We start from the raw sequence: 17,840 nt of genomic DNA on the forward strand, positions 1-17,840 counted from the left end.
CGTCCCCCCCGCGCCCGCCAACACCTGACTGCGGCGGGGGGGGCCCCCCGGGCCCCGGCGCCCGCCGGGCGCTAAGTGTTTTTCCGGTTCGGGGGGGGGGGGGGGGGCGGTTGGCCCCCCCCCCCACCAAAAGGGGTGAACGGGCGTAACTTCTCACACTGCCACGCGTTGATGTGACCTAAGGTGCGGTCACCATCACGCTCCGCAGTTCCCTGCGGTCCGCCCTGCGGGCCGCGGATTCGGCCGGGTCCAGCACCGGGACGGCCGCCAACAGGCCCTTGGTGTAGGGGTCCTGGGGCGCGTCGTAGACCTCGTCGACCGTGCCGGACTCCACGATCCGGCCGCCGCGCATCACCGCGACGCGGTCGCTCACCTGCCGTACCACGGCGAGGTCGTGGGCGATGAAGACCAGCGACAGGCCGAGGTCGCGGCGGAGTTCCGCGAGCAGCGCGACGACCTGCGCCTGCGTGGTGACGTCCAGCGCGGAGACCGGCTCGTCGCACACGATGAGCTTCGGCTCGGGCGCCAGGGCCCGTGCGATACCGACGCGTTGGCGCTGCCCGCCGCTGAACTCGTGCGGGTACCTGTGGTACCACTCCGGGTCGAGGCCGACCCGCTCCAGCAGTTCCTTCACCCGGCCGACGACGGCCTTGTCGCTCAGCTCGCCCGCCGCCCGCAGCGGGTCCGCGATGGACTCGCCGATGCTGCGGCGCGGGTTGAGCGAGGAGACCGGGTCCTGGAAGACCATTTGCAGGTCGCGCCGCAGCGGGCGCAGCGCCTTGTCCCCCAGTCCGCCGATCTCCCGGCCCCGGTAGCGGATCTCGCCCGCGCTCGGGTCGAGCAGCCGCACGAGCATCCGCCCGAGCGTCGTCTTGCCGCTGCCGCTCTCGCCCACGATGCCGAGCGTCTCCCCGGCCCTGACCTGGAGCGACACGTCGTCCACGGCCGTGAGCCGCTGCCGCCCCTTGCCGAACTCCCGCCGCAGCGCGACCGCTTCCAGCAGGGGCTCGGCGCCGGGCTCTTCGGCCGTGCCCGTACGCGCACCGCGTCCGCGTGGTGTCGCCGCGCCCACGGGCGCGGGAGCCGCGCCCGGCTCCCCGCCGTCCGTCGGCCGCGGGTCGATCCGGGGCACCGCCGACAGCAGCGCCCGCGTGTAGTCGTGCGCCGGGGCGGCCAGCACCTCGGCGACCGGACCGCGTTCGACGGCGGCGCCGTCCCGCATGACGAGGATGTCGTCGACGCTCCCGGCGACGACGCCCAGGTCGTGGGTGACGAGCAGCAGCCCCATGCCGGTCTCGGCCCGCAGTTCGTGCAGCAGGTCGAGGATCTGGGCCTGGACGGTGACGTCGAGGGCCGTCGTGGGCTCGTCGGCGATGAGCAGGCGCGGCTCGCACGCCAACGCCATGGCGATCAGGGCGCGTTGGCGCATGCCGCCGCTGAACTCGTGCGGCCGGGAGCGGGACCGGCGGGCGGCGTCGGGGATGCCGACGCGGTCCAGGACCTCGACGGCGCGGGCCCGCGCCGCGGCGCGCGAGCCGCGGTGGTGCACCCGGTAGACCTCGGCGATCTGGTCGCCGATGGCGTAGTAGGGGTCGAGCGAGGACAGCGGGTCCTGGAAGACCATGGCGGCGACCCCGCCGCGCAGCTCGCGCAACTCGGCGTCGTCCGCGCCGAGTACGTCGGTCCCGGCGACCCGTACGGTCCCGGAGACCCGCGCGCCCGTACCGCGGTGCAGGCCGAGCAGGGCGTACGCGGTCGCGCTCTTGCCGGAGCCCGACTCGCCGACGAGCCCGAGCGCGCCGCCCGCGCCGAGCGTGAAGTCCAGCCCGTCGACGGCCCGTACGGCCCCGCCCTCGGTGGGGAATTCGATCCGCAGTCCCGCGACCTCCACCAACGGGGCCTCCAGGTCGATGAGTTGCCCGGTCATGCCAGTACCACCCGTCGGTCGGCCACCGCGTACAGCACGTCGGCGACAGCGTTGGCCACGACGACGGCCAGGCCCATGACCAGCACGATCCCGACCACCACCGGCACGTCCTTGATCTGTACGGACTGCACGAGCTGCTGCCCGAGTCCGGGGATGTTGAACAGCGTCTCGGTGAGCAGCGCGCCGCCGAACATCGTGCCGAGGTCCAGCGCGGACAGCGCGATCACCGGGGTCAGCGCGCCCCGCAGCGCGTGCCGTACGACGATGGCCCGCTCGCTGACGCCGTACGCGCGGAAGGTGCGGATGTGGTCCTCCGCCAGCGTCTCCAGCATCGAACTGCGGGTCAGCCGGGCGTACTTGGCGGCCTCCACCAGGGCGAGCGCGAGCCAGGCCAGCAGCAGATTCCACGCCCACTGCTGCGGGTCCTCGGTGAGCGGGACGTACGAGGGATACGGCAGCCACTGGAGCCAGGAGCAGAAGAGCAGGAGCAGCAGGATGCCCGTGATGAACACCGGGGTCGCCGTGCCGACCAACGTGAAGCCGGTCAGGGCGCGTTCGGTGACGGTGCCGCGCCGCAGCGCGGACAGCAGGCCGGTGCCGACGCCGATGACCAGCCACAGCACCATCGCGCCGAAGGCGAGCGACGCGGTGGCGGGCAGCTTCTCGCCGACCATCGACGTGACGAGTTCGCCGGTGCGGTACGACTGGCCGAGGCAGGGCGCCGGGCAGTGCAGCACATCGGTGCCGGTGCTGTAGTCGTGACCGGCGACGATGCCGCTGAGGAAGTGCCAGAACTGCACGTACACCGGGTCGTCGAGGCCCATCTGGCCGCGGATCTGCACGATCTGCGCGGTCGAGCACTTGGGGCCGCAGGCCAGCCGGGCCGCGTCACCGGGCGCGAGGTAGAAGCACGCGTAGAGCACGGCGGCCAGGACGAGGAGGACGACGAGGGCCTGGAAGAGCCGCCGCCCGAGGAAGCGGATCACGCGCCGTCCACCGCCTCGGCGCCCGAGGCGCGGCCAGCCGTATCCGTCGCGGCCGTGTCCGAGGAAGCCGTGCCCCTCGGACCCGCAACCGTCGGACCCGTGTCCGAAGAAGCCGTGTCCGAAGAAGCGTCCGCCTTCGCCGACTTCCGTCCCGTCCCCACCCGCAGCCTGCTGGCGACCCGCGGGTCCAGGGCCGTCCGCACACCGTCCGCGAAGACGGTGAAGGCGAGCACGGTCACGAAGAGCAGCAGGGCGGGCAGCAGGACGTACGCGGAGTCGGCCTGGTACCAGGTCGAGGCGCTGGAGAGCATCTGGCCCCAGGAGGGGGTGGGCGGGGTGACGCCGATGCCGAGGAAGGACAGGCCCGCCTCGGAGACGATGTTGGAGGGCAGCAGGATCGCCGCGTAGGTGACGACGGGCGCGACGAGCGCGGGCAGCAGTTCGCGGCGCGCGGTCCGCCACCGGCTGGAGCCCGCGAGCCGTGAAGCGGCCACGTAGTCGAGGGACTTGAGGGTGAGCACCTGCGCGCGGACGATCTTCGCGATGCCGCCCCAGGCGAGCAGCCCGAGGACCAGCATCAGCAGCACGGGCCGCGGGAAGCCGTCGGGGACGACCGCGAGCAGCGCGATGGCGAAGATCAGCGCGGGCATGGTGACGAAGACGTCGGTGATCCGGCTGAGCACGCTGTCGAGGAACCGGTTGCCCAGGCCCGCGCCCAGGCCGAGGGCCACGCCGAGCGCGACCTGGAGGACGGTGGCGCCGAGGGCCACGACGAGCGAGATCCGCGAGCCGTAGACGAGCCGGGCGAACAGGTCGCGTCCGGTGCCGGGTTCGAGGCCGAGCCAGTGGCTGCCGGAGACCCCGCCGAAGGTGCCGACCGGTACGCCGCCGGCCGCGGAGTCGACCAGGTCGGCGTGGTAGGTGGTGGTGTCCTGCCCTTCGAGCGCGGCGAGCAGCGGGGCCGCCACCGCGACCAGGACGAACAGGACGATGACGGCGCCGCCGACGAGGGCCGCGCGCTGTCCGCGCAGCCGCCGCCAGATCTGCCGGGCCCCGGAGGGGGGCGCCGCGGTGGCGGCGCCCTCCCCCGCGGCCGAGACGGCCGAGAGTGCTTCGACGGTCACGGACTACTTCACCGCGGCCTGCGAGATGTCCAGCACACCGGTCCAGTCGCTGATCACGACGTTCTTGATGTTCTTGCCGAACAGCCGCTTGTAGACGGGGTGGAAGAGCGGCACGGTGAGCGCCTGCTCGCCGATCCTCTTGTCCAGCGCGCCCCAGCGGACGGCGGCGGCCTTGAGGTCGGTGATCTTGTTGATCTGGTCGATCTCGTTGTTCACGGCCGGGTCGTCGAGCTGCGCGTTGTTGAAGTTGGCGCCGTCCTTGACGATCTGGCGGCCGTCGAAGATCGGGCCGAGGAAGGGGCCGCCGGACGGCCAGTCCGCGCCCCAGCCGGTGAGGAAGAAGCCGGGCTCGGTCTTCAGGGTGTGGATCTTGTCGGAGAAGGCCGCGTGCTCCTGGCCGTCGAGCTTGACGGTGATCCCGGCCGCCTTGAGCGCCTCCTGGACGGCGGTGGCGACCTCGGGGCCCTGCTCGTCGCCCTTGGTGACGTCGTGGGTGAGCGAGACGGTCAGGCCGTTGGGGTAACCGGCCTCCTTCAGCAGCTCCTTGGCCTTGGCCGGGTCACCGGTCTTGCCCGCGGGGAACGGGTCGTAGGCGGTGTAGCCGAAGGACGCCTGCGCGGGCAGGAAGGTGGTGGCCGGGTCGTTGAGCGACGAGCCGCCCTGCGCGTTGATCACCGTGGTGCGGTTGATCGCGTACGCGATGGCCTGCCGGACCTTGATGTCGTCGAACGGCTTCACCTTCGGGTTGAAGGCGATGTAGTCGGTGTAGCCGAAGTGCCCGGTGCCGACCCGCTGGGCGAGGTTCTTGTCGCCGGTCACCTTGGCCAGCTCGGCCGGGCCGAGGTTGGTGTCGGTGGTGACCGCGTCCGCGTCCTTGCCGACGCCCGCCGACAGACGCTGGTTGATCACGGCCTGGTCGAGGCCGGACTGCACGTCGATGGTGTCGGGGTACGCCTTGCGCTGGTCGTCGGTGGCGGCCGACCAGTTGGGGTTGCGCTTCAGCACCAGGTGCTCGCCGTTGTTCTCGTTGCTGACCACCTTGTACGGGCCGGAGGAGACCGGGTGCGCCGCGTATTTGGTGCCGGTGTCCTTGGCCTTGGGCACCGGCGCGAAGGAGGTCTGCGTGGCGAGCAGCGGGAATTCGCCCTCGGGCTTGTTCAGGTGGAAGACGATGGTCTTCGCGTCGGGCGTCTCGATCGAGGACAGGCCCTTGGGGTCCTTGTACGGGCCCTGGTAGTCGGCCGCGCCGACCAGCCAGTCCCGCAGGTAGGGCGCGCCGCCGGACAGCTCGGCGGCGAAGGACCGCTCGATGTCGTACTTGATGTCGGCGGTGGTGATGGGCGAGCCGTCCTCGTACTTCAGGCCGTCTTTGAGGTGGTACGTCCACACCGTGGCGTTCTCGCTGGGCTCGCCGGTGGTGGTGGCCAGGTCGGGGACGACCTTGGCGCCCGCGGCGCCGTCGGCGCGGTTGCGGGTGGTGAGCGTCCGGTAGACCAGCGACGGCACGTTGCCGCCGCCGGAGGTGTAGAGCCGGGCGGGGTCGAAGTTCTCCTGCGCCTGGTTGTTCAGGACGTACAGCGTGCCGCCCTTGCCCGGCTTGCCGTCGCCGCCCGCCTTGGCGTCGTCACCGTTCTTGGGGCCGCAGGCGACGGCCCCTCCGGCAAGGGCCAGACCGACGGCGATCACGCCTATGCGGCGGGATGTGGAGGACAGTTGACGCATCAGAGGAACCTTTCGCGGCAGCGAGGAAGGGCGCGCACAGCGGTGCGCGCGAAAAAGCGGAAACGGGTCGTGACGTGCGGGACCGAAGGGTCCGGCCGGAGCAGCCCGTGGCGGAGGAGACGCCGTCCTGGGACGGCGGCCGGGCCTCTACGCGGTGGGGCTGGATGCGGTCAGCGACAGTGAACGTCGGCGACGCAGTGCGCGGCCACGCCGATGAGCGCCAGCTCGATGCCGGCGCGTGCATACGGATGTGCGTGGTGGTGCTGCATGGACAGAAGCGTGCAGCGACGCGACACCAATTGTCAAAGCCAGATCAATACGATCTCAAACGATCACTTATGGATCGCACCGCTGAGCGGGTCCGCGCCTACGGGATGCGGACGGCTCCGCCTACGGGTACGGCCACGCGTTCGGCTTGCAGGTGGGGCCGCCGTCGAGCGACAGGAATTTGGTCTGCTGCATCATCACCGGGGCCGGGGCGCCCTCCTTGGGACAGCCGACGTGGCTGTGCCCGAGACGGTGCCCGACCTCGTGGTTGATCAGCATCTGCCGGTACTCGTGCACCCGCGCGGCGCCGAATGTACTGGCGCCCTGCGCCCACCGGTAGGCGTTGATCATCGTGCGCGGAGTTGACGCGGAGTCACATGACACGTTCTCAACTGTCGTGTCCAGACCGGACTTCGCGCACCACTTCGCGGTGGTGCCGGGACTGGCGAGCGTAATGACGATGTCCGCGGGGCCGGTTGAGACCCGCTCGAAGGACATCTGTCCGCCGTGACCCCAACTCCGGCTGTCGTTCAGGGTCTTGAAGACGGTGTCGCTGAAGAGCTGCGCGTTCAGCGGCAGCCCGCGCTCGACGTCCACCCGGAAGCGCATGACCTTGCCCCTGCCCGGCGCGGCCTGGTGGCCGCCGACCGTGCTGAAGGCGCCGGACAGCCTCAGGTCCGGGTCCAGCGGGTACAGCTTGGCCATCAGCTCGTCGTACGTGGCGGCGGCGGGCGTCGCCGCCGGGGCCCCCGCGGGCGCGCTCGCGGCGCCGGGCGCGCGGTCCTGCGAGCGCGACGCCTCGTCGGCCGCCGAGCGCGTCGCGGTGTCCTTGCCGCTGTCCTCGCTGTGCCGTTTCTCACTTCCGCCGACCTGTCCCGCGACCACCACGGCGAGCACCGTGACGACGGCCGCGGCGGCGATCCCGCTGAGCGTGCGCCCCTTGCCGCCGGACTTGGTGTCCACGGACGTGCCCCCGTCCGCCTCCGGCTCCGGGTCCGGCTCGGGCGCGGCGGCCGGGCCGCCGGGCGGCGGGTCCGCGGGCCCTTCCGGCTCCTGCGGTCCGAAGGCGTCGAGGAATTCCTGCCGCGGGCGCGGGATCAGCCGGCCCGGCGCCTGCATCTGGCCGGGGCCGGGCGCCTGCGCGTGCCGGGCGTACGGGCCCTGCCCCTGGCCGAGCGCGGGTCCCGCGGGCGGGGAGCTCAGCGCGGACGCGGTGTCGTACGCCTCCCAGTCCTCCGCCCACTCGTCGACGAGGTCGAAGGGCAGCTCGCGGGTGCGCGGCGGCCCGGAGTAGCGGCCGGTGTCGGCCGCCCAGTCGTCGGCCGGGCCCCACGCGGTGTGCTCGCGGTGCTCGGGGTGGGCGGGCGCCGGACCGCCGTGGTCCTGCGGCCGGTACTGCGGGAAGCTGCCCGTGTCGTGGCCGGACAGCGGTCCTGGACCGCGGCGGCGGCGCCCGCTGCCGGGGACGCCGGGCCGCAGGGGTCCTGGGACGCCCGGCATTCCGGGCGCGCCCGGAATGCCGTTGTCACGGCCGTCCTGGCCGTCCCGCGCGCTGTGCTTACCCACGTCGCCCACCCACGTCCTCGATCAGCTCCCGGTCGCCTCGGCGCCGGCGGGCCCCGCGTCCGTACGGCCCCGGCCTTCGTCCTCGGCTTCCGCGACCTCGTCCTGGAGATCGCGGAAGCCCCGGGCCACCAGCTCGGGGTGCTCCATCATCGCCACATGGCCGCCGTCGGGGATGACCAGCAGCCGGGAATCGCGGAAAGCCCTGGCCGCCCGGCGGGCGACCTTGACCGAGACGAGCTTGTCCCGGCCTCCGTACACGAGCAGCGTAGGGGCGAGGACGCGCTCCGCCTGCCGCCACAGCGAATGCTGGCCACCGAGCGTGTACGCGTCCACGATCCCACGGGTGGAACGCACCATGACGTCCCAGAAATACGGCAGTTCGATCCGCCGCTGGTATTCGGCGACCGCGTCGGCGCGGGCCTGCTCGCCGACCACACCCGGGTCGCCGTAACAGAGCGCCAGCAGCTCCTGGGTCCTGCGCTCGGCCGGCCAGTTCCTCGTCGCGCGCAGATACAGCGCGGGGACGCCGGGCACCGAGAGCAGCCCGGTGGGCCAGGCGGTGCGCTGCGGCGGCAGCTCGGGGAGCGCGGGCGAGACCAGGGTGAGGGTGCGGACCAGGTCCGGCCGGGCGGCGGCGACCTTGACGGCCACCGCGCCGCCCAGCGAATTCCCGAAGAGGTGGACCGGGCCGCGCCGCTCGGCCTCCAGCAGCCGGACCACCGCCCGCGCGTGCCCCGGAATCGAGTAGTCGCCGTCGTCGGGCGGCGGGGAATGGCCGAATCCCGGCAGGTCCAGCGCCTGTCCCGCGACCCGGTCGGCCAGCGCGGCCATCAGCGCCGACCAGTTCTGCGAGGAGCCGCCGAGGCCGTGCACGAAGAGCGCGGGCGCCGTCCCCGGCCCGTCCGTACCGCGCGATCTGACCACCAGGGTGAGGCCGGGCAGGCTCGCCGTGTGCACCGATTCCCCCGGGGCGAGCCGCGGCCCGGGCGGGAGTACGACCGCCGGTTCTGCGGCCGTCTGGGGAACGTCGGTCGAGGGCATGGATGAATGTTACGAGACGATCACGCGTACGACCGCGTGTTCGCGGTCACAAGAACCTCCGCAAGGGCCGGAAGCCGCCACGCGCTCCGAGGGGCGCGCGCCGCACACCGCGGCCGGGAAGCCGCCATGCACGCGCCTGCCCGGCCGCCTAGGCTCAAGGGTGAGGCAAGAGAAGGAGGGGCCATGTCCGAGAACACCGGGAACGGTAGCGGGGACATCGAACGCTTCGAGCGTGAGGCCGACGAATTCGACGCCGCCCAGATCGCCCGCGACACCGATCTGGATCTGGAAGCGCCGGAGGCCGACACCGCGGAACAGCACGCGGAACTGCTCCAGCAGCACGACGAACCGATCATCGCGCGTCCCTCCCACCAGGTGGAAGAGGCGGATCCGGCCGACGCGGCGGAGCAGCGCAGGGTCGTCGCGCCGGACGAGGACGACTACCGCTGACGGTCGCCGCTCACCGACGGATTCCGCAGGCGCTCTCGCGCGGAGGTTCCAGGTAGTGAGAATGTGCGACCGCACGGCGCACAGGGTCGTTACTGAAAAGTACGATGGCCATCGCAGTGTTCTATCGTTCCTCACTTCAGATTTGGGAGGCGGCGTGACAGCCATCGAGCAAGCTCAGGCGAGGCCGCGCGGCACACGCCTGCCCCGCCGGGCCCGACGTGAACAATTGCTGGGCGCGGCCCAGGAAGTCTTCGTGGCGCAGGGTTACCACTCGGCCGCGATGGACGACATCGCCGAGCGGGCCGGCGTGAGCAAGCCCGTGCTCTACCAGCACTTCCCCGGCAAGCTGGAGCTCTACCTCGCGCTGCTCGACCAGCACTGCGAGTCCCTGCTGCACTCGGTGCGGACCGCGCTGGCGTCCACCACGGACAACAAGAAGCGCGTCGAGGCCACCATGGACGCGTACTTCGCGTACGTCGAGGACGAGGGCGGCGCCTTCCGGCTGGTCTTCGAGTCCGACCTGACCAACGAGCCCGCGGTCCGCGAGCGCGTCGACAAGGTCTCGCTCCAGTGCGCCGAGGCGATCAGCGAGGTCATCGCGGAGGACACCGGGCTCTCCCGCGACCAGTCGATGCTGCTGGCCGTCGGCCTCGGCGGTGTCTCCCAGGTCGTCGCCCGCTACTGGCTGGCGAGCAAGAGCACCGTGCCGCGCGACACCGCGGTGGACCTGCTGACCTCCCTGGCCTGGCGCGGTATCGCCGGATTCCCGCTGCACGGCGCGGAGGGCCACCACTGAGGCGGTGCCCCGCCGCCCGTCCGCGTCGCCCCGGGCCTGTTCGCTCACGGCGTTGCCGAGGTACGGATTTCCACCGGCCGCTCCGGGCTAGTCTTTGCTGCGTACGGCGCGAAACCAACCGCGCACACCGCCAGACCATCGGAGGTATCCAAGCCGTGGAGGTCAAGATCGGCGTGCAGCACGCGCCGCGCGAGATCAACATCGAGAGCGCGCAGTCCGTCGCGGAGGTCGAGCAGGCCGTCGCCGACGCGCTGTCCGGCGCCTCGAAGCTGCTGAGTCTGACGGATGAGCACGGCCGCAAGGTCCTGATCCCCGCCGACCGGCTCGCGTACGTGGAGATCGGCGAGCCGTCCGCCCGCAAGGTCGGTTTCGGCGCTTCGCTCTGAACGTCCGGCCCTGAAAGGGGCCGAAAGGGCGGCAACCGGTGCAACCGGTTGCCGCCCTTCGTTTTGTCCCGGCCTCCACAGGGGTAGGACCAGAGCGCACCGGTCCGTACCAGCCGTACCACCGGAAAGGGATCACGATGCTCTGGGAAGCCGTCGCCTACGTCGCCCTCGGGCTCGGCGCCGCCTACGCCGCCGCCCGCCTCTTCCCGCTCCGGCTCCCGTTGAGTCCGCTGCTGCTGGCCACAGGACCGATCGCCGCGCTGCTCGGCGGCCTCGTCACCCGCACGATCGTCGGCCCCGGCCACCCGGAGGCGACGCTGCCCGCCGCGCTGGCGGTGGGGGCGGCCATGCTGAGCGTCCTGGCCCGCCCGCCGAAGCGTGGCCGCCACGCCAAAGTGACCGCGTCGAGCGTCTGACGCGGCCACCGGCGTCCTCAGGAGTCGCGACGGGACCGAGCGTGACGGGGCGGAGAGTTTCGCGGTGAGGCGTTACGCGGCGTTACGCGGCCAGGCCCAGCGCGGCCATCCGCTTGGTGTGCGCCTCGGTGATCCGCGAGAACATCCGTCCGACCTCCGCGAGGTCGAAGCCGTCGGCGACCCCGCCGACGAGCATGGTGGACAGCGCGTCGCGGTCGGCGACCACCCGCTGCGCCTGCGACAGGGCCTCGCCCATCAGCCGCCGCGCCCACAGCGCGAGCCGCCCGCCGACGCGCGGCTCGGCGGCGATGGCGGCGCGCACCTTCTCCACGGCGAAGGTGGCGTGCCCGGTGTCGTCCAGGACCGCGAGCACGAGCGTGCGCGTATCGGTGTCGAGCCGGGCGGCGACCTCGCGGTAGAAGTCGGAGGCGATGGAGTCGCCGACGTACGCCTTGACGAGCCCTTCGAGCCAGTCCGAGGGCGCGGTCTGCCGGTGGAATTCGTCGAGCGCGGCGCCGAAGGGCTGCATCGCCTTGTTCGCCGACTCGCCGATCTCGGTGAGCCGGTCGCGCAGCCGCTCGAAGTGGTGGAATTCGGCGGCGGCCATCGCGGCCAGCTCCGCCTTGTCCTCCAGGGTCGGCGCGAGTTTCGCGTCGTCCGCGAGCCGTTCGAAAGCGGCCAGCTCGCCGTACGCCAGGGCCCCGAGCAGATCGACGACGGCGGCCCGGTACTGCGGGTCCGCGGACGCGGCGGTCCAGTCCTGGGCGGCGATTCCGGTGGCGGGCGTGGTGTTCTCGTCAGGCGTCTCCATGCTGGGCACAATAGCCAAGTCGGAGCGGCCCGTACGCACCCGTGCGGTGATCTTCGCGGGTCCGGTGACAGGCCGATGACGTGCCGGTGCCGTCCCGAACGAAACATTTGATCGGGTGCAGCTACGTGTTTCCGGGGTAGAGTGGTATTGCACCCGCCGAAAATCGGCTTGCTTCCGATCCTCGGCGGGCGACGTATGCAACACCTGGATGCCCGGTCGGTGGCCCGATCGGCTCCGACACCGACCGCCCTCCTGACATCGGGAGGGGCCCACTCGCGACACGAGCGAGGGCAGCGGTCCCGCGCTGCACAGCCGCCCACGGCTGTACGACACCTCTGCGCGGTCAGTGACCGGCGTCGTCTTTTCCGCGACACGGCCGCTCGACCCCCCTCGCCGCACAGTGCCGCGTCTCACAGAAGAGGCAAGCATCCTGTCCACCACCACGACTTTCCGCAGTCTCGGCATCCTGGCCGAGACCGCCGAGGCCCTTGAGGCCGTCGGCATCATCACCCCCTTCCCGATCCAGGAGATGACGCTCCCGGTCGCCCTCGCGGGCAACGACGTCATCGGCCAGGCCAAGACCGGCACGGGCAAGACCCTCGGTTTCGGTCTGCCGCTGCTGGAGCGCGTCACCGTGACCGCCGACGTCGAGGCCGGGCGCGCCACCGCCGACCGGCTCACCGACGCCCCGCAGGCCCTGGTCGTCGTCCCCACCCGCGAGCTGTGCCAGCAGGTCACCAACGACCTGCTGACGGCCGGCAAGGTCCGCAACGTACGCGTGCTCGCGATCTACGGCGGCCGGGCGTACGAGCCGCAGGTCGACGCGCTCAAGAAGGGCGTCGACGTGATCGTCGGCACCCCGGGCCGCCTGCTGGACCTCGCGGGCCAGAAGAAGCTCGATCTCAAGCACATCCGTTCGCTCGTCCTGGACGAGGCCGACGAGATGCTCGACCTGGGCTTCCTGCCCGACGTCGAGAAGATCATGGGCATGCTGCCGGTCAAGCGGCAGACGATGCTGTTCTCCGCGACCATGCCCGGCGCCGTGATCAACCTCGCCCGCCGCTACATGTCGCAGCCCACCCACATCCGCGCCACCGCGCCGGACGACGAGGGCGCGACCGTCGCGAACACCACGCAGCACGTCTTCCGCGCCCACTCGCTGGACAAGGTCGAGCTGGTCTCGCGCATCCTCCAGGCCGAGGGCCGCGGTCTCGCGATGATCTTCTGCCGTACGAAGCGGACCGCCGCCGACGTCGCCGAGCAGTTGGAGAAGCGCGGTTTCGCCTCCGGCGCGGTCCACGGCGACCTCGGCCAGGGCGCGCGCGAGCAGGCGCTGCGGGCGTTCCGCAACGGCAAGGTCGACGTGCTGGTCTGCACCGACGTGGCCGCGCGCGGTATCGACGTCGAGGGCGTCACGCACGTCATCAACTACCAGACGCCCGAGGACGAGAAGACCTACCTCCACCGCATCGGCCGCACCGGCCGCGCGGGCGCCTCGGGTATCGCGATCACGCTGGTCGACTGGGACGACATCCCGCGCTGGCAGCTCATCAACAAGGCGCTGGTGCTGTCCTTCAACGACCCGGAGGAGACGTACTCGACGTCTCCGCACCTCTACGAGCTGCTGGGCATCCCGGTCGGCACGAAGGGGATACTGCCTCGGGCGGACCGGACGCGTGCCGGTCTCGACGCCGAGGTCGTCGAGGACCTGGGCGAGACCGGTGGCCGCGGCGCCCGCGGCAACGGCCGTCGGCCGGCCGGCGGCAAGCCCGCCGCCGCGCCCGTCGAGGACCGCCCGGCCCGTACGCGCACCCCGCGCCAGCGCCGCCGCACCCGCGGTGGCGAGGCCGCGTCCGGTGCGGCCCCCACGTCGGCCGTCGGCGCCGAGGCCGTGGAGTCCGCCGTCGCGGTCTCCCAGCCCGGTACGGACGAGGTGGCCGCGCCCCGCACCCCGCGCCGCCGTCGCCGTACGCGCGGCGCCGCTCCCGAGGCGGTCGCCGTGGAGACGGTGACGGCTGTCGAGCCGGTCCCCGCCGCTCCGGTCGCCGAGGAAGCCCCCAAGGCACCGCGCCGCCGCCTGCGCAAGGCCGCCGCTGAGCCGGTCGGTGCGCAGACTCCGGCCGCCGCCGCGGTGACGCCGGTGGTTGAGGAGGAGGCGCCCAAGGCCGCCCGCCGCCCGGCCCGCCGCTCGATCCTCAACGGCGAGCCCGAGGAGACCGCCACCCCGGTCACCCCGGTCGACGAGGAGGCCCCCAAGACACCGCGCCGCCGCACCCGCAAGGCGGTCGCCGAGGCGCCCGCCGCGGTGACCCCGGTGGTCGAGGAGGAAGCGCCCAAGGCCGCCCGCCGCCCGGCCCGCCGCTCGATCCTCAACGGCGAGCCCGAGGAGACCGCCGCCCCGGTCACCCCGGTCGCGGACGAGGCGCCCAAGACGCCGCGCCGCCGCACCCGCAAGGCCGCGACGGCCGTCACCGCCGAGGTGCCGGCACCCGCGGTCGCGCCGGAGGCGGAGAGCACCGCGGACGCGCCGAAGCCGGTGCGCAAGCGGGCACCCCGCAAGACCGCCGCCGCCGCTGCCGCGGCGGTCGAGGTCGCCGAGGTACCGGCTCCCGCCACCGCGGGGGACGAGGCGCCGAAGACCCCGCGCCGCCGTACCCGCAAGGCGGTCGCCGCGACGGCCGCGGACGAGGGCTGACCTCGGCCGTCTCCGCCGCCGCACCCGTACGGACGAACGCCCCCGGCCCCTCGGCCGGGGGCGTTCGCGTGCCGGGGACACCGGGATCGGGCGGAGGCAACCTGTCGGACATATGCACCGCGTAATCTCGGTTCATGAGCCGACCCACTGCCCTGGATCTGCCGGAGAACGTGTCCGCCCATCGGCTGGAGACGGCCCGCGGATCCTTCGCCGTACTCGACGCCTCCCCCGCCCCCGACGCCCCGCCGCGCGGCACCGCGCTGCTCGTGCCCGGCTTCACCGGCAGCAAGGAGGACTTCCTCCCGCTGCTCACCCCGCTGTCGGCGGCCGGTTTCCGGGTGGTGGCGGTGGACGGCCGCGGCCAGTACGAGTCGGGCGGCCCGCGTGAGGAGAGCGCCTACGCGCAGGGCGAGTTGGCGGCCGACGTGGTCGCGCAGACGGCGGCGCTCGCGGCGGCCGGCGGGGGCGGCCCCGTGCATCTGCTGGGCCACTCGCTGGGCGGTCTCGTCGTACGGGCGGCGGTGATCGACCAAGGTCCCGGCGCGTGGGCGTCGTTGACGCTGATGAGCACGGGTCCGGGTGCGATCTCCGAGGAACAACAGGCCCGCACCCAGTTGTTGATCGATGTGCTGCCGGTGATGGATCTGGAGGCCGTCTGGCAGGCGATGCGGTCGATGGACGCGGAGAACGGCGAGCAGCCGGACACCCCGCCCGCCGTCGAGGCGTTTCTGCACCGCCGCTGGGTGACCACGCTGCCAGAGCAACTCGCTGTCACCGCACGGCAGTTGATGGACGAGCCGGACCGGGTGGACGAGCTGGCCGCGGCCGGTCCGCTGCCGAAGCTGGTGATCTCGGGCGAGGTCGACCATGTGTGGCCGCCGTCGTGGATGGACGCGATGGCGACTCGGCTGGGCGCCGAGCGCGCGGTGATCAAGGGCGCGGAGCACTCGCCGAACACCGAGCGTCCCGCCGAGACGGCGGCGGCGCTGATCGCCTTCTGGACCGGCGGCGCGGGGGACGGCGGCACAAGCCTTACCGGTGAGTAATTAGATCGAGAAAGTGTTTCTTTAGTCTAGGGAATGTTTTCGAGGGGGTGTTGGTTGACTACACATGTAACGAGCGACGAAGGGAGAAGCCCCATGCGCTTCGAGATCATGCGACTCGACGACCGAAACGGCAACGCCGTGGACAGCACCGTCGTGGACGCCTCCGCCGTCAACAAGATCGTGCAGCAGGCCGCTGCCATAGGCCAGCGCATCTACATCCGCCCCGCGGACTGACGACGCCACAGGGCCTGGCCCACCGCATCGGCGCCCCGTACATGAAGACGTACGGGGCGCTTTCGCGTGTCCGGGGGGCCGCAGGAGGCCGCGGGAGGGGCGGCGGGGGGCGCGCGAGGGCCGCGGGAGGGGCCGCGGGAGGGCTCAGCCCTCGCCGTGGATGAAGCCGAAGATGCCGTTGGCGACCTGCTGGACGGCGATGGCCGACAGGAGCATGCCCGACAGCCGGGTTACCAGCACCACACCGCCCTCCTTGATCAGCCGGATGATCGCCAGCGAGTACCGCATCGTCAGCCACAGCACGGCGTGCATCGCGATGATCGCCACCCACACCGACATCTGCTGACCGAACCCGTCCGCGTGCTGCACCGCCAGGATCACGGTCACGATCGCGCCGGGGCCCGCCAGCAGCGGCATCCCCAGCGGCACCAGCGCGACGTTCACGTCCTTCGTCTGCGTCGGCTCGTCCGCCTTCCCGGTCAGCAGATCCAGCGCGATCAGCAGAAGCAGCAGCCCGCCCGCCACGCGCAGCGCGGGCACCGACACATGCAGATAGTCGAGGATCTGCTGGCCGCAGATCCCGAACACCGTGATCACCCCGAGCGCCACCAGCGCCGCCTGCCACGCCATCCGGCGCTGCACCTTCGTGGCGCGCCCCGAGGTCAGCGCGAGAAAAATGGGCGTGATACCGGGCGGATCCATGATCACGAAGAGCGTGACGAATACCGACCCGAAGAGGGTGACGTCGAACATGGGGCGACTTTCTGGTGAGGGGTGCGGGTCGGGCTGCGCCCGGCAGATGGCGTGTGGGGGACGGGCCCACCGGGCCGCGGCCACGGGGAGGCCGTCAGCCGACGTCACCTCCGCACGGGTGGCTGGGGGCCGGAAAACGCACCGCGCCGCAGGCGCGGGAGGGGGCCCCGGGGGCTCCCCGAAGTGAGGAGCGGGGTCACGTAGGGGCGCTAGACGGCGCTGATGGGCACCGCGCCCGTCGCCCGCCGGGCGATCTCGCGGTAGACCTCGGGGTCGGTGACGCAGTCGCCGAGACGGCAGGTCTTGCGACTGCCGTGATAGTCGCTCGACCCGGTGGCGAGCAGCCCCGTCTCGGCCGCGAAGGCCCGCAGCCGGGCCCGGGTCGGGGCGTCGTGGTCCACGTGGTCGACCTCGATGCCGTCGAGCCCGGCCGACGCCAGTTCCGCTATCACCGACTCCGGTACGGTCTCGCCGCGCTTGTGCGCGCCGGGGTGCGCGAAGACGGTGACGCCGCCCGCGCCCTTGACCAGCCGTACCGCGTCGAAGGGGTCCAACTCGTGCTTGGGTACGTAGGCCCGCCCGGCGTTCGTCAGCCAGTCGTCCGTGAAGGCGTCGGAGACGGTGGGGACCACGCCGAGCTCCACCATCGCGGTCGCGATGTGGGGGCGGCCGACGGAGCCGTCCCCGGCGATGGCGGCCACACGCTCCCAGGTCACGGGCACGCCCAGCTCCTGGAGCTTCGCCACCATGGCCCGCGCCCTGGGCACCCGGTCGTCCCGTACCAGCTCCCGCTCCCGGTACAGCTCCGGCTCCTCCGGGTCGAACAGGTACGCCAGCATGTGCATGCTGATCCCGTCGATCCGACAGGACAGCTCCGCTCCGGTGACCAGCGTCAACGGCACCGTCAGCTCGCGCAGCGCCGCCGTCGCCTCCGCGTATCCGCCCACCGTGTCGTGGTCCGTCAGCGCCACGACGTCCAGACCGGCCCCCGCCGCGTTCCGCACCAGCTCGGCGGGCGCGTCGGTGCCGTCACTCGCGGTGGAGTGAGCGTGCAAATCAATCCGCACCGGGGCGCTCCGCTGGGCAGTAGTGTCTTCTCGGCCAGCCGCCAGCATAAGCCTTCCCCCCACCCCACCCGCCGCTGCTCCGCCACCCCGCAACCCCCCGCCCCTGACGTGGCGCACGTCTTTCGCACAGGCTGCGGGAGGACCTGGTTTTTAGGGGCGCGGGGAACTGCGCGACAAGCCACGACGCTCCCGCAGGTCACCACCCGCCCCAGCGGGGCAGACCGGCTGTCCCCGGACCACCAGCCGGTGATGGGTTACCCGCGCCGTTCCCCGCGCCCCTGACGGGGCGCACCGTCTTTCGCCCGGACGGCGAGCCGATCCTTTAAGGGGCGCGGGGAACTGCGCCACCAGCCACGACGCCCCCGCACCTCACCACCCGCCCCAGCGGGGCAGACCGGCTGTCCCCGGACCACCCGCCGGTGAGGGGTTCGCCCCTGACGGGGCGCACCGTCTTTCGTCCGGACGGCGAGCCGATCCTTTAAGGGGCGCGGGGAACTGCGCCACCAGCCACGACGCCCCCGCACCTCACCACCCGCCCCAGCGGGGCAGACCG

General features: G+C 72.3%; 17 protein-coding genes. 7 read left to right on the top strand and 10 right to left on the bottom strand.

Going from position 1 to position 17,840, the window contains the following annotated elements:
- Window positions 1-178 precede the first annotated feature (178 nt).
- The 7 genes from ACIQCJ_RS08895 to ACIQCJ_RS08925 form a co-directional block, all read right to left on the bottom strand.
- Window positions 179-1,927: a dipeptide ABC transporter ATP-binding protein gene (locus ACIQCJ_RS08895; RefSeq protein WP_402711054.1), complete on the bottom strand. Its 1,749-nt coding sequence runs from the start codon at window positions 1,925-1,927 to the stop codon at window positions 179-181.
- Window positions 1,924-2,913: an ABC transporter permease gene (locus ACIQCJ_RS08900; protein ID WP_355348635.1), complete on the bottom strand. Its 990-nt coding sequence runs from the start codon at window positions 2,911-2,913 to the stop codon at window positions 1,924-1,926. The genes ACIQCJ_RS08895 and ACIQCJ_RS08900 overlap by 4 nt, the downstream gene beginning before the upstream one ends.
- Window positions 2,910-4,037 (bottom strand): ABC transporter permease subunit, encoded by a 1,128-nt coding sequence (locus tag ACIQCJ_RS08905; RefSeq protein ID WP_391161638.1) that lies wholly within the window; start codon window positions 4,035-4,037, stop codon window positions 2,910-2,912. The genes ACIQCJ_RS08900 and ACIQCJ_RS08905 overlap by 4 nt, the downstream gene beginning before the upstream one ends.
- 3 nt (window positions 4,038-4,040) lie before the next feature.
- Window positions 4,041-5,759, bottom strand: coding sequence for an ABC transporter substrate-binding protein (locus tag ACIQCJ_RS08910; protein WP_402711055.1), 1,719 nt, complete (start codon window positions 5,757-5,759; stop codon window positions 4,041-4,043).
- 170 nt (window positions 5,760-5,929) lie between these two features.
- Entirely contained in the window at window positions 5,930-6,028 is a 99-nt protein-coding gene (locus ACIQCJ_RS08915) for an Ms4533A family Cys-rich leader peptide (protein ID WP_355348626.1), read from the bottom strand.
- 121 nt (window positions 6,029-6,149) lie between these two features.
- Window positions 6,150-7,592, bottom strand: a complete 1,443-nt coding sequence (locus ACIQCJ_RS08920; protein ID WP_401725671.1) for a DUF3152 domain-containing protein — start codon at window positions 7,590-7,592, stop codon at window positions 6,150-6,152.
- Between the two features lie 21 nt (window positions 7,593-7,613).
- Window positions 7,614-8,633: an alpha/beta fold hydrolase gene (locus ACIQCJ_RS08925; protein WP_402711056.1), complete on the bottom strand. Its 1,020-nt coding sequence runs from the start codon at window positions 8,631-8,633 to the stop codon at window positions 7,614-7,616.
- 183 nt (window positions 8,634-8,816) lie between these two features.
- On the opposite strand from ACIQCJ_RS08925, the gene ACIQCJ_RS08930 reads away from it, so the two are divergent.
- The 4 genes from ACIQCJ_RS08930 (at window position 8,817) to ACIQCJ_RS08945 (ending at window position 10,681) form a co-directional block, all read left to right on the top strand.
- A complete protein-coding gene (locus tag ACIQCJ_RS08930; RefSeq protein ID WP_355348617.1) occupies window positions 8,817-9,083 on the top strand; it encodes a hypothetical protein in 267 nt (88 codons plus the stop codon).
- 154 nt (window positions 9,084-9,237) lie between these two features.
- On the top strand, window positions 9,238-9,879 hold the full coding sequence (locus ACIQCJ_RS08935; protein ID WP_355348614.1) for a TetR/AcrR family transcriptional regulator: 642 nt from the start codon (window positions 9,238-9,240) through the stop codon (window positions 9,877-9,879).
- A gap of 155 nt (window positions 9,880-10,034) precedes the next feature.
- A complete protein-coding gene (locus ACIQCJ_RS08940; protein WP_188281577.1) occupies window positions 10,035-10,265 on the top strand; it encodes a DUF3107 domain-containing protein in 231 nt (76 codons plus the stop codon).
- Between the two features lie 137 nt (window positions 10,266-10,402).
- Window positions 10,403-10,681: a hypothetical protein gene (locus ACIQCJ_RS08945; protein ID WP_355348609.1), complete on the top strand. Its 279-nt coding sequence runs from the start codon at window positions 10,403-10,405 to the stop codon at window positions 10,679-10,681.
- An 82-nt stretch (window positions 10,682-10,763) separates the two neighbouring features.
- Here the strand turns inward: ACIQCJ_RS08945 and ACIQCJ_RS08950 are convergent, their stop codons facing one another.
- Entirely contained in the window at window positions 10,764-11,492 is a 729-nt protein-coding gene (locus ACIQCJ_RS08950) for a ferritin-like fold-containing protein (protein WP_355348606.1), read from the bottom strand.
- A gap of 529 nt (window positions 11,493-12,021) precedes the next feature.
- Between ACIQCJ_RS08950 and ACIQCJ_RS08955 the strand changes: the two genes are divergently transcribed.
- The 3 genes from ACIQCJ_RS08955 (at window position 12,022) to ACIQCJ_RS08965 (ending at window position 15,467) form a co-directional block, all read left to right on the top strand.
- Window positions 12,022-14,187 (top strand): DEAD/DEAH box helicase, encoded by a 2,166-nt coding sequence (locus ACIQCJ_RS08955; protein WP_402711277.1) that lies wholly within the window; start codon window positions 12,022-12,024, stop codon window positions 14,185-14,187.
- 134 nt (window positions 14,188-14,321) lie between these two features.
- Window positions 14,322-15,233 (top strand): alpha/beta fold hydrolase, encoded by a 912-nt coding sequence (locus ACIQCJ_RS08960; protein WP_402711057.1) that lies wholly within the window; start codon window positions 14,322-14,324, stop codon window positions 15,231-15,233.
- Window positions 15,234-15,326: 93 nt separating this feature from the next.
- Window positions 15,327-15,467, top strand: a complete 141-nt coding sequence (locus ACIQCJ_RS08965) for a hypothetical protein (RefSeq protein WP_355348600.1) — start codon at window positions 15,327-15,329, stop codon at window positions 15,465-15,467.
- 144 nt (window positions 15,468-15,611) lie between these two features.
- Here ACIQCJ_RS08965 and ACIQCJ_RS08970 read toward each other — a convergent pair whose 3' ends face one another.
- Together ACIQCJ_RS08970 and ACIQCJ_RS08975 are read right to left on the bottom strand one after the other, a co-directional pair.
- Window positions 15,612-16,220, bottom strand: a complete 609-nt coding sequence (locus ACIQCJ_RS08970; protein WP_188284666.1) for a MarC family protein — start codon at window positions 16,218-16,220, stop codon at window positions 15,612-15,614.
- Window positions 16,221-16,429: 209 nt separating this feature from the next.
- Window positions 16,430-17,287: a PHP domain-containing protein gene (locus ACIQCJ_RS08975; RefSeq protein WP_402711058.1), complete on the bottom strand. Its 858-nt coding sequence runs from the start codon at window positions 17,285-17,287 to the stop codon at window positions 16,430-16,432.
- Window positions 17,288-17,840 lie beyond the last annotated feature (553 nt).

Source organism: Streptomyces sp. NPDC093221, from assembly GCF_044753885.1.
Lineage (GTDB): Bacteria > Actinomycetota > Actinomycetes > Streptomycetales > Streptomycetaceae > Actinacidiphila.

Coding starts and splice junctions, on each gene's coding strand:
- ACIQCJ_RS08895 (WP_402711054.1), bottom strand. CDS start 1,927: ATGACCGGGCAACTCATCGACCTGGAGGCCCCGTTGGTGGAGGTCGCG.
- ACIQCJ_RS08970 (WP_188284666.1), bottom strand. CDS start 16,220: ATGTTCGACGTCACCCTCTTCGGGTCGGTATTCGTCACGCTCTTCGTG.
- ACIQCJ_RS08945 (WP_355348609.1), top strand. CDS start 10,403: ATGCTCTGGGAAGCCGTCGCCTACGTCGCCCTCGGGCTCGGCGCCGCC.
- ACIQCJ_RS08960 (WP_402711057.1), top strand. CDS start 14,322: ATGAGCCGACCCACTGCCCTGGATCTGCCGGAGAACGTGTCCGCCCAT.
- ACIQCJ_RS08965 (WP_355348600.1), top strand. CDS start 15,327: ATGCGCTTCGAGATCATGCGACTCGACGACCGAAACGGCAACGCCGTG.
- ACIQCJ_RS08930 (WP_355348617.1), top strand. CDS start 8,817: ATGTCCGAGAACACCGGGAACGGTAGCGGGGACATCGAACGCTTCGAG.
- ACIQCJ_RS08925 (WP_402711056.1), bottom strand. CDS start 8,633: ATGCCCTCGACCGACGTTCCCCAGACGGCCGCAGAACCGGCGGTCGTA.
- ACIQCJ_RS08955 (WP_402711277.1), top strand. CDS start 12,022: ATGACGCTCCCGGTCGCCCTCGCGGGCAACGACGTCATCGGCCAGGCC.
- ACIQCJ_RS08910 (WP_402711055.1), bottom strand. CDS start 5,759: ATGCGTCAACTGTCCTCCACATCCCGCCGCATAGGCGTGATCGCCGTC.
- ACIQCJ_RS08915 (WP_355348626.1), bottom strand. CDS start 6,028: ATGCAGCACCACCACGCACATCCGTATGCACGCGCCGGCATCGAGCTG.
- ACIQCJ_RS08950 (WP_355348606.1), bottom strand. CDS start 11,492: ATGGAGACGCCTGACGAGAACACCACGCCCGCCACCGGAATCGCCGCC.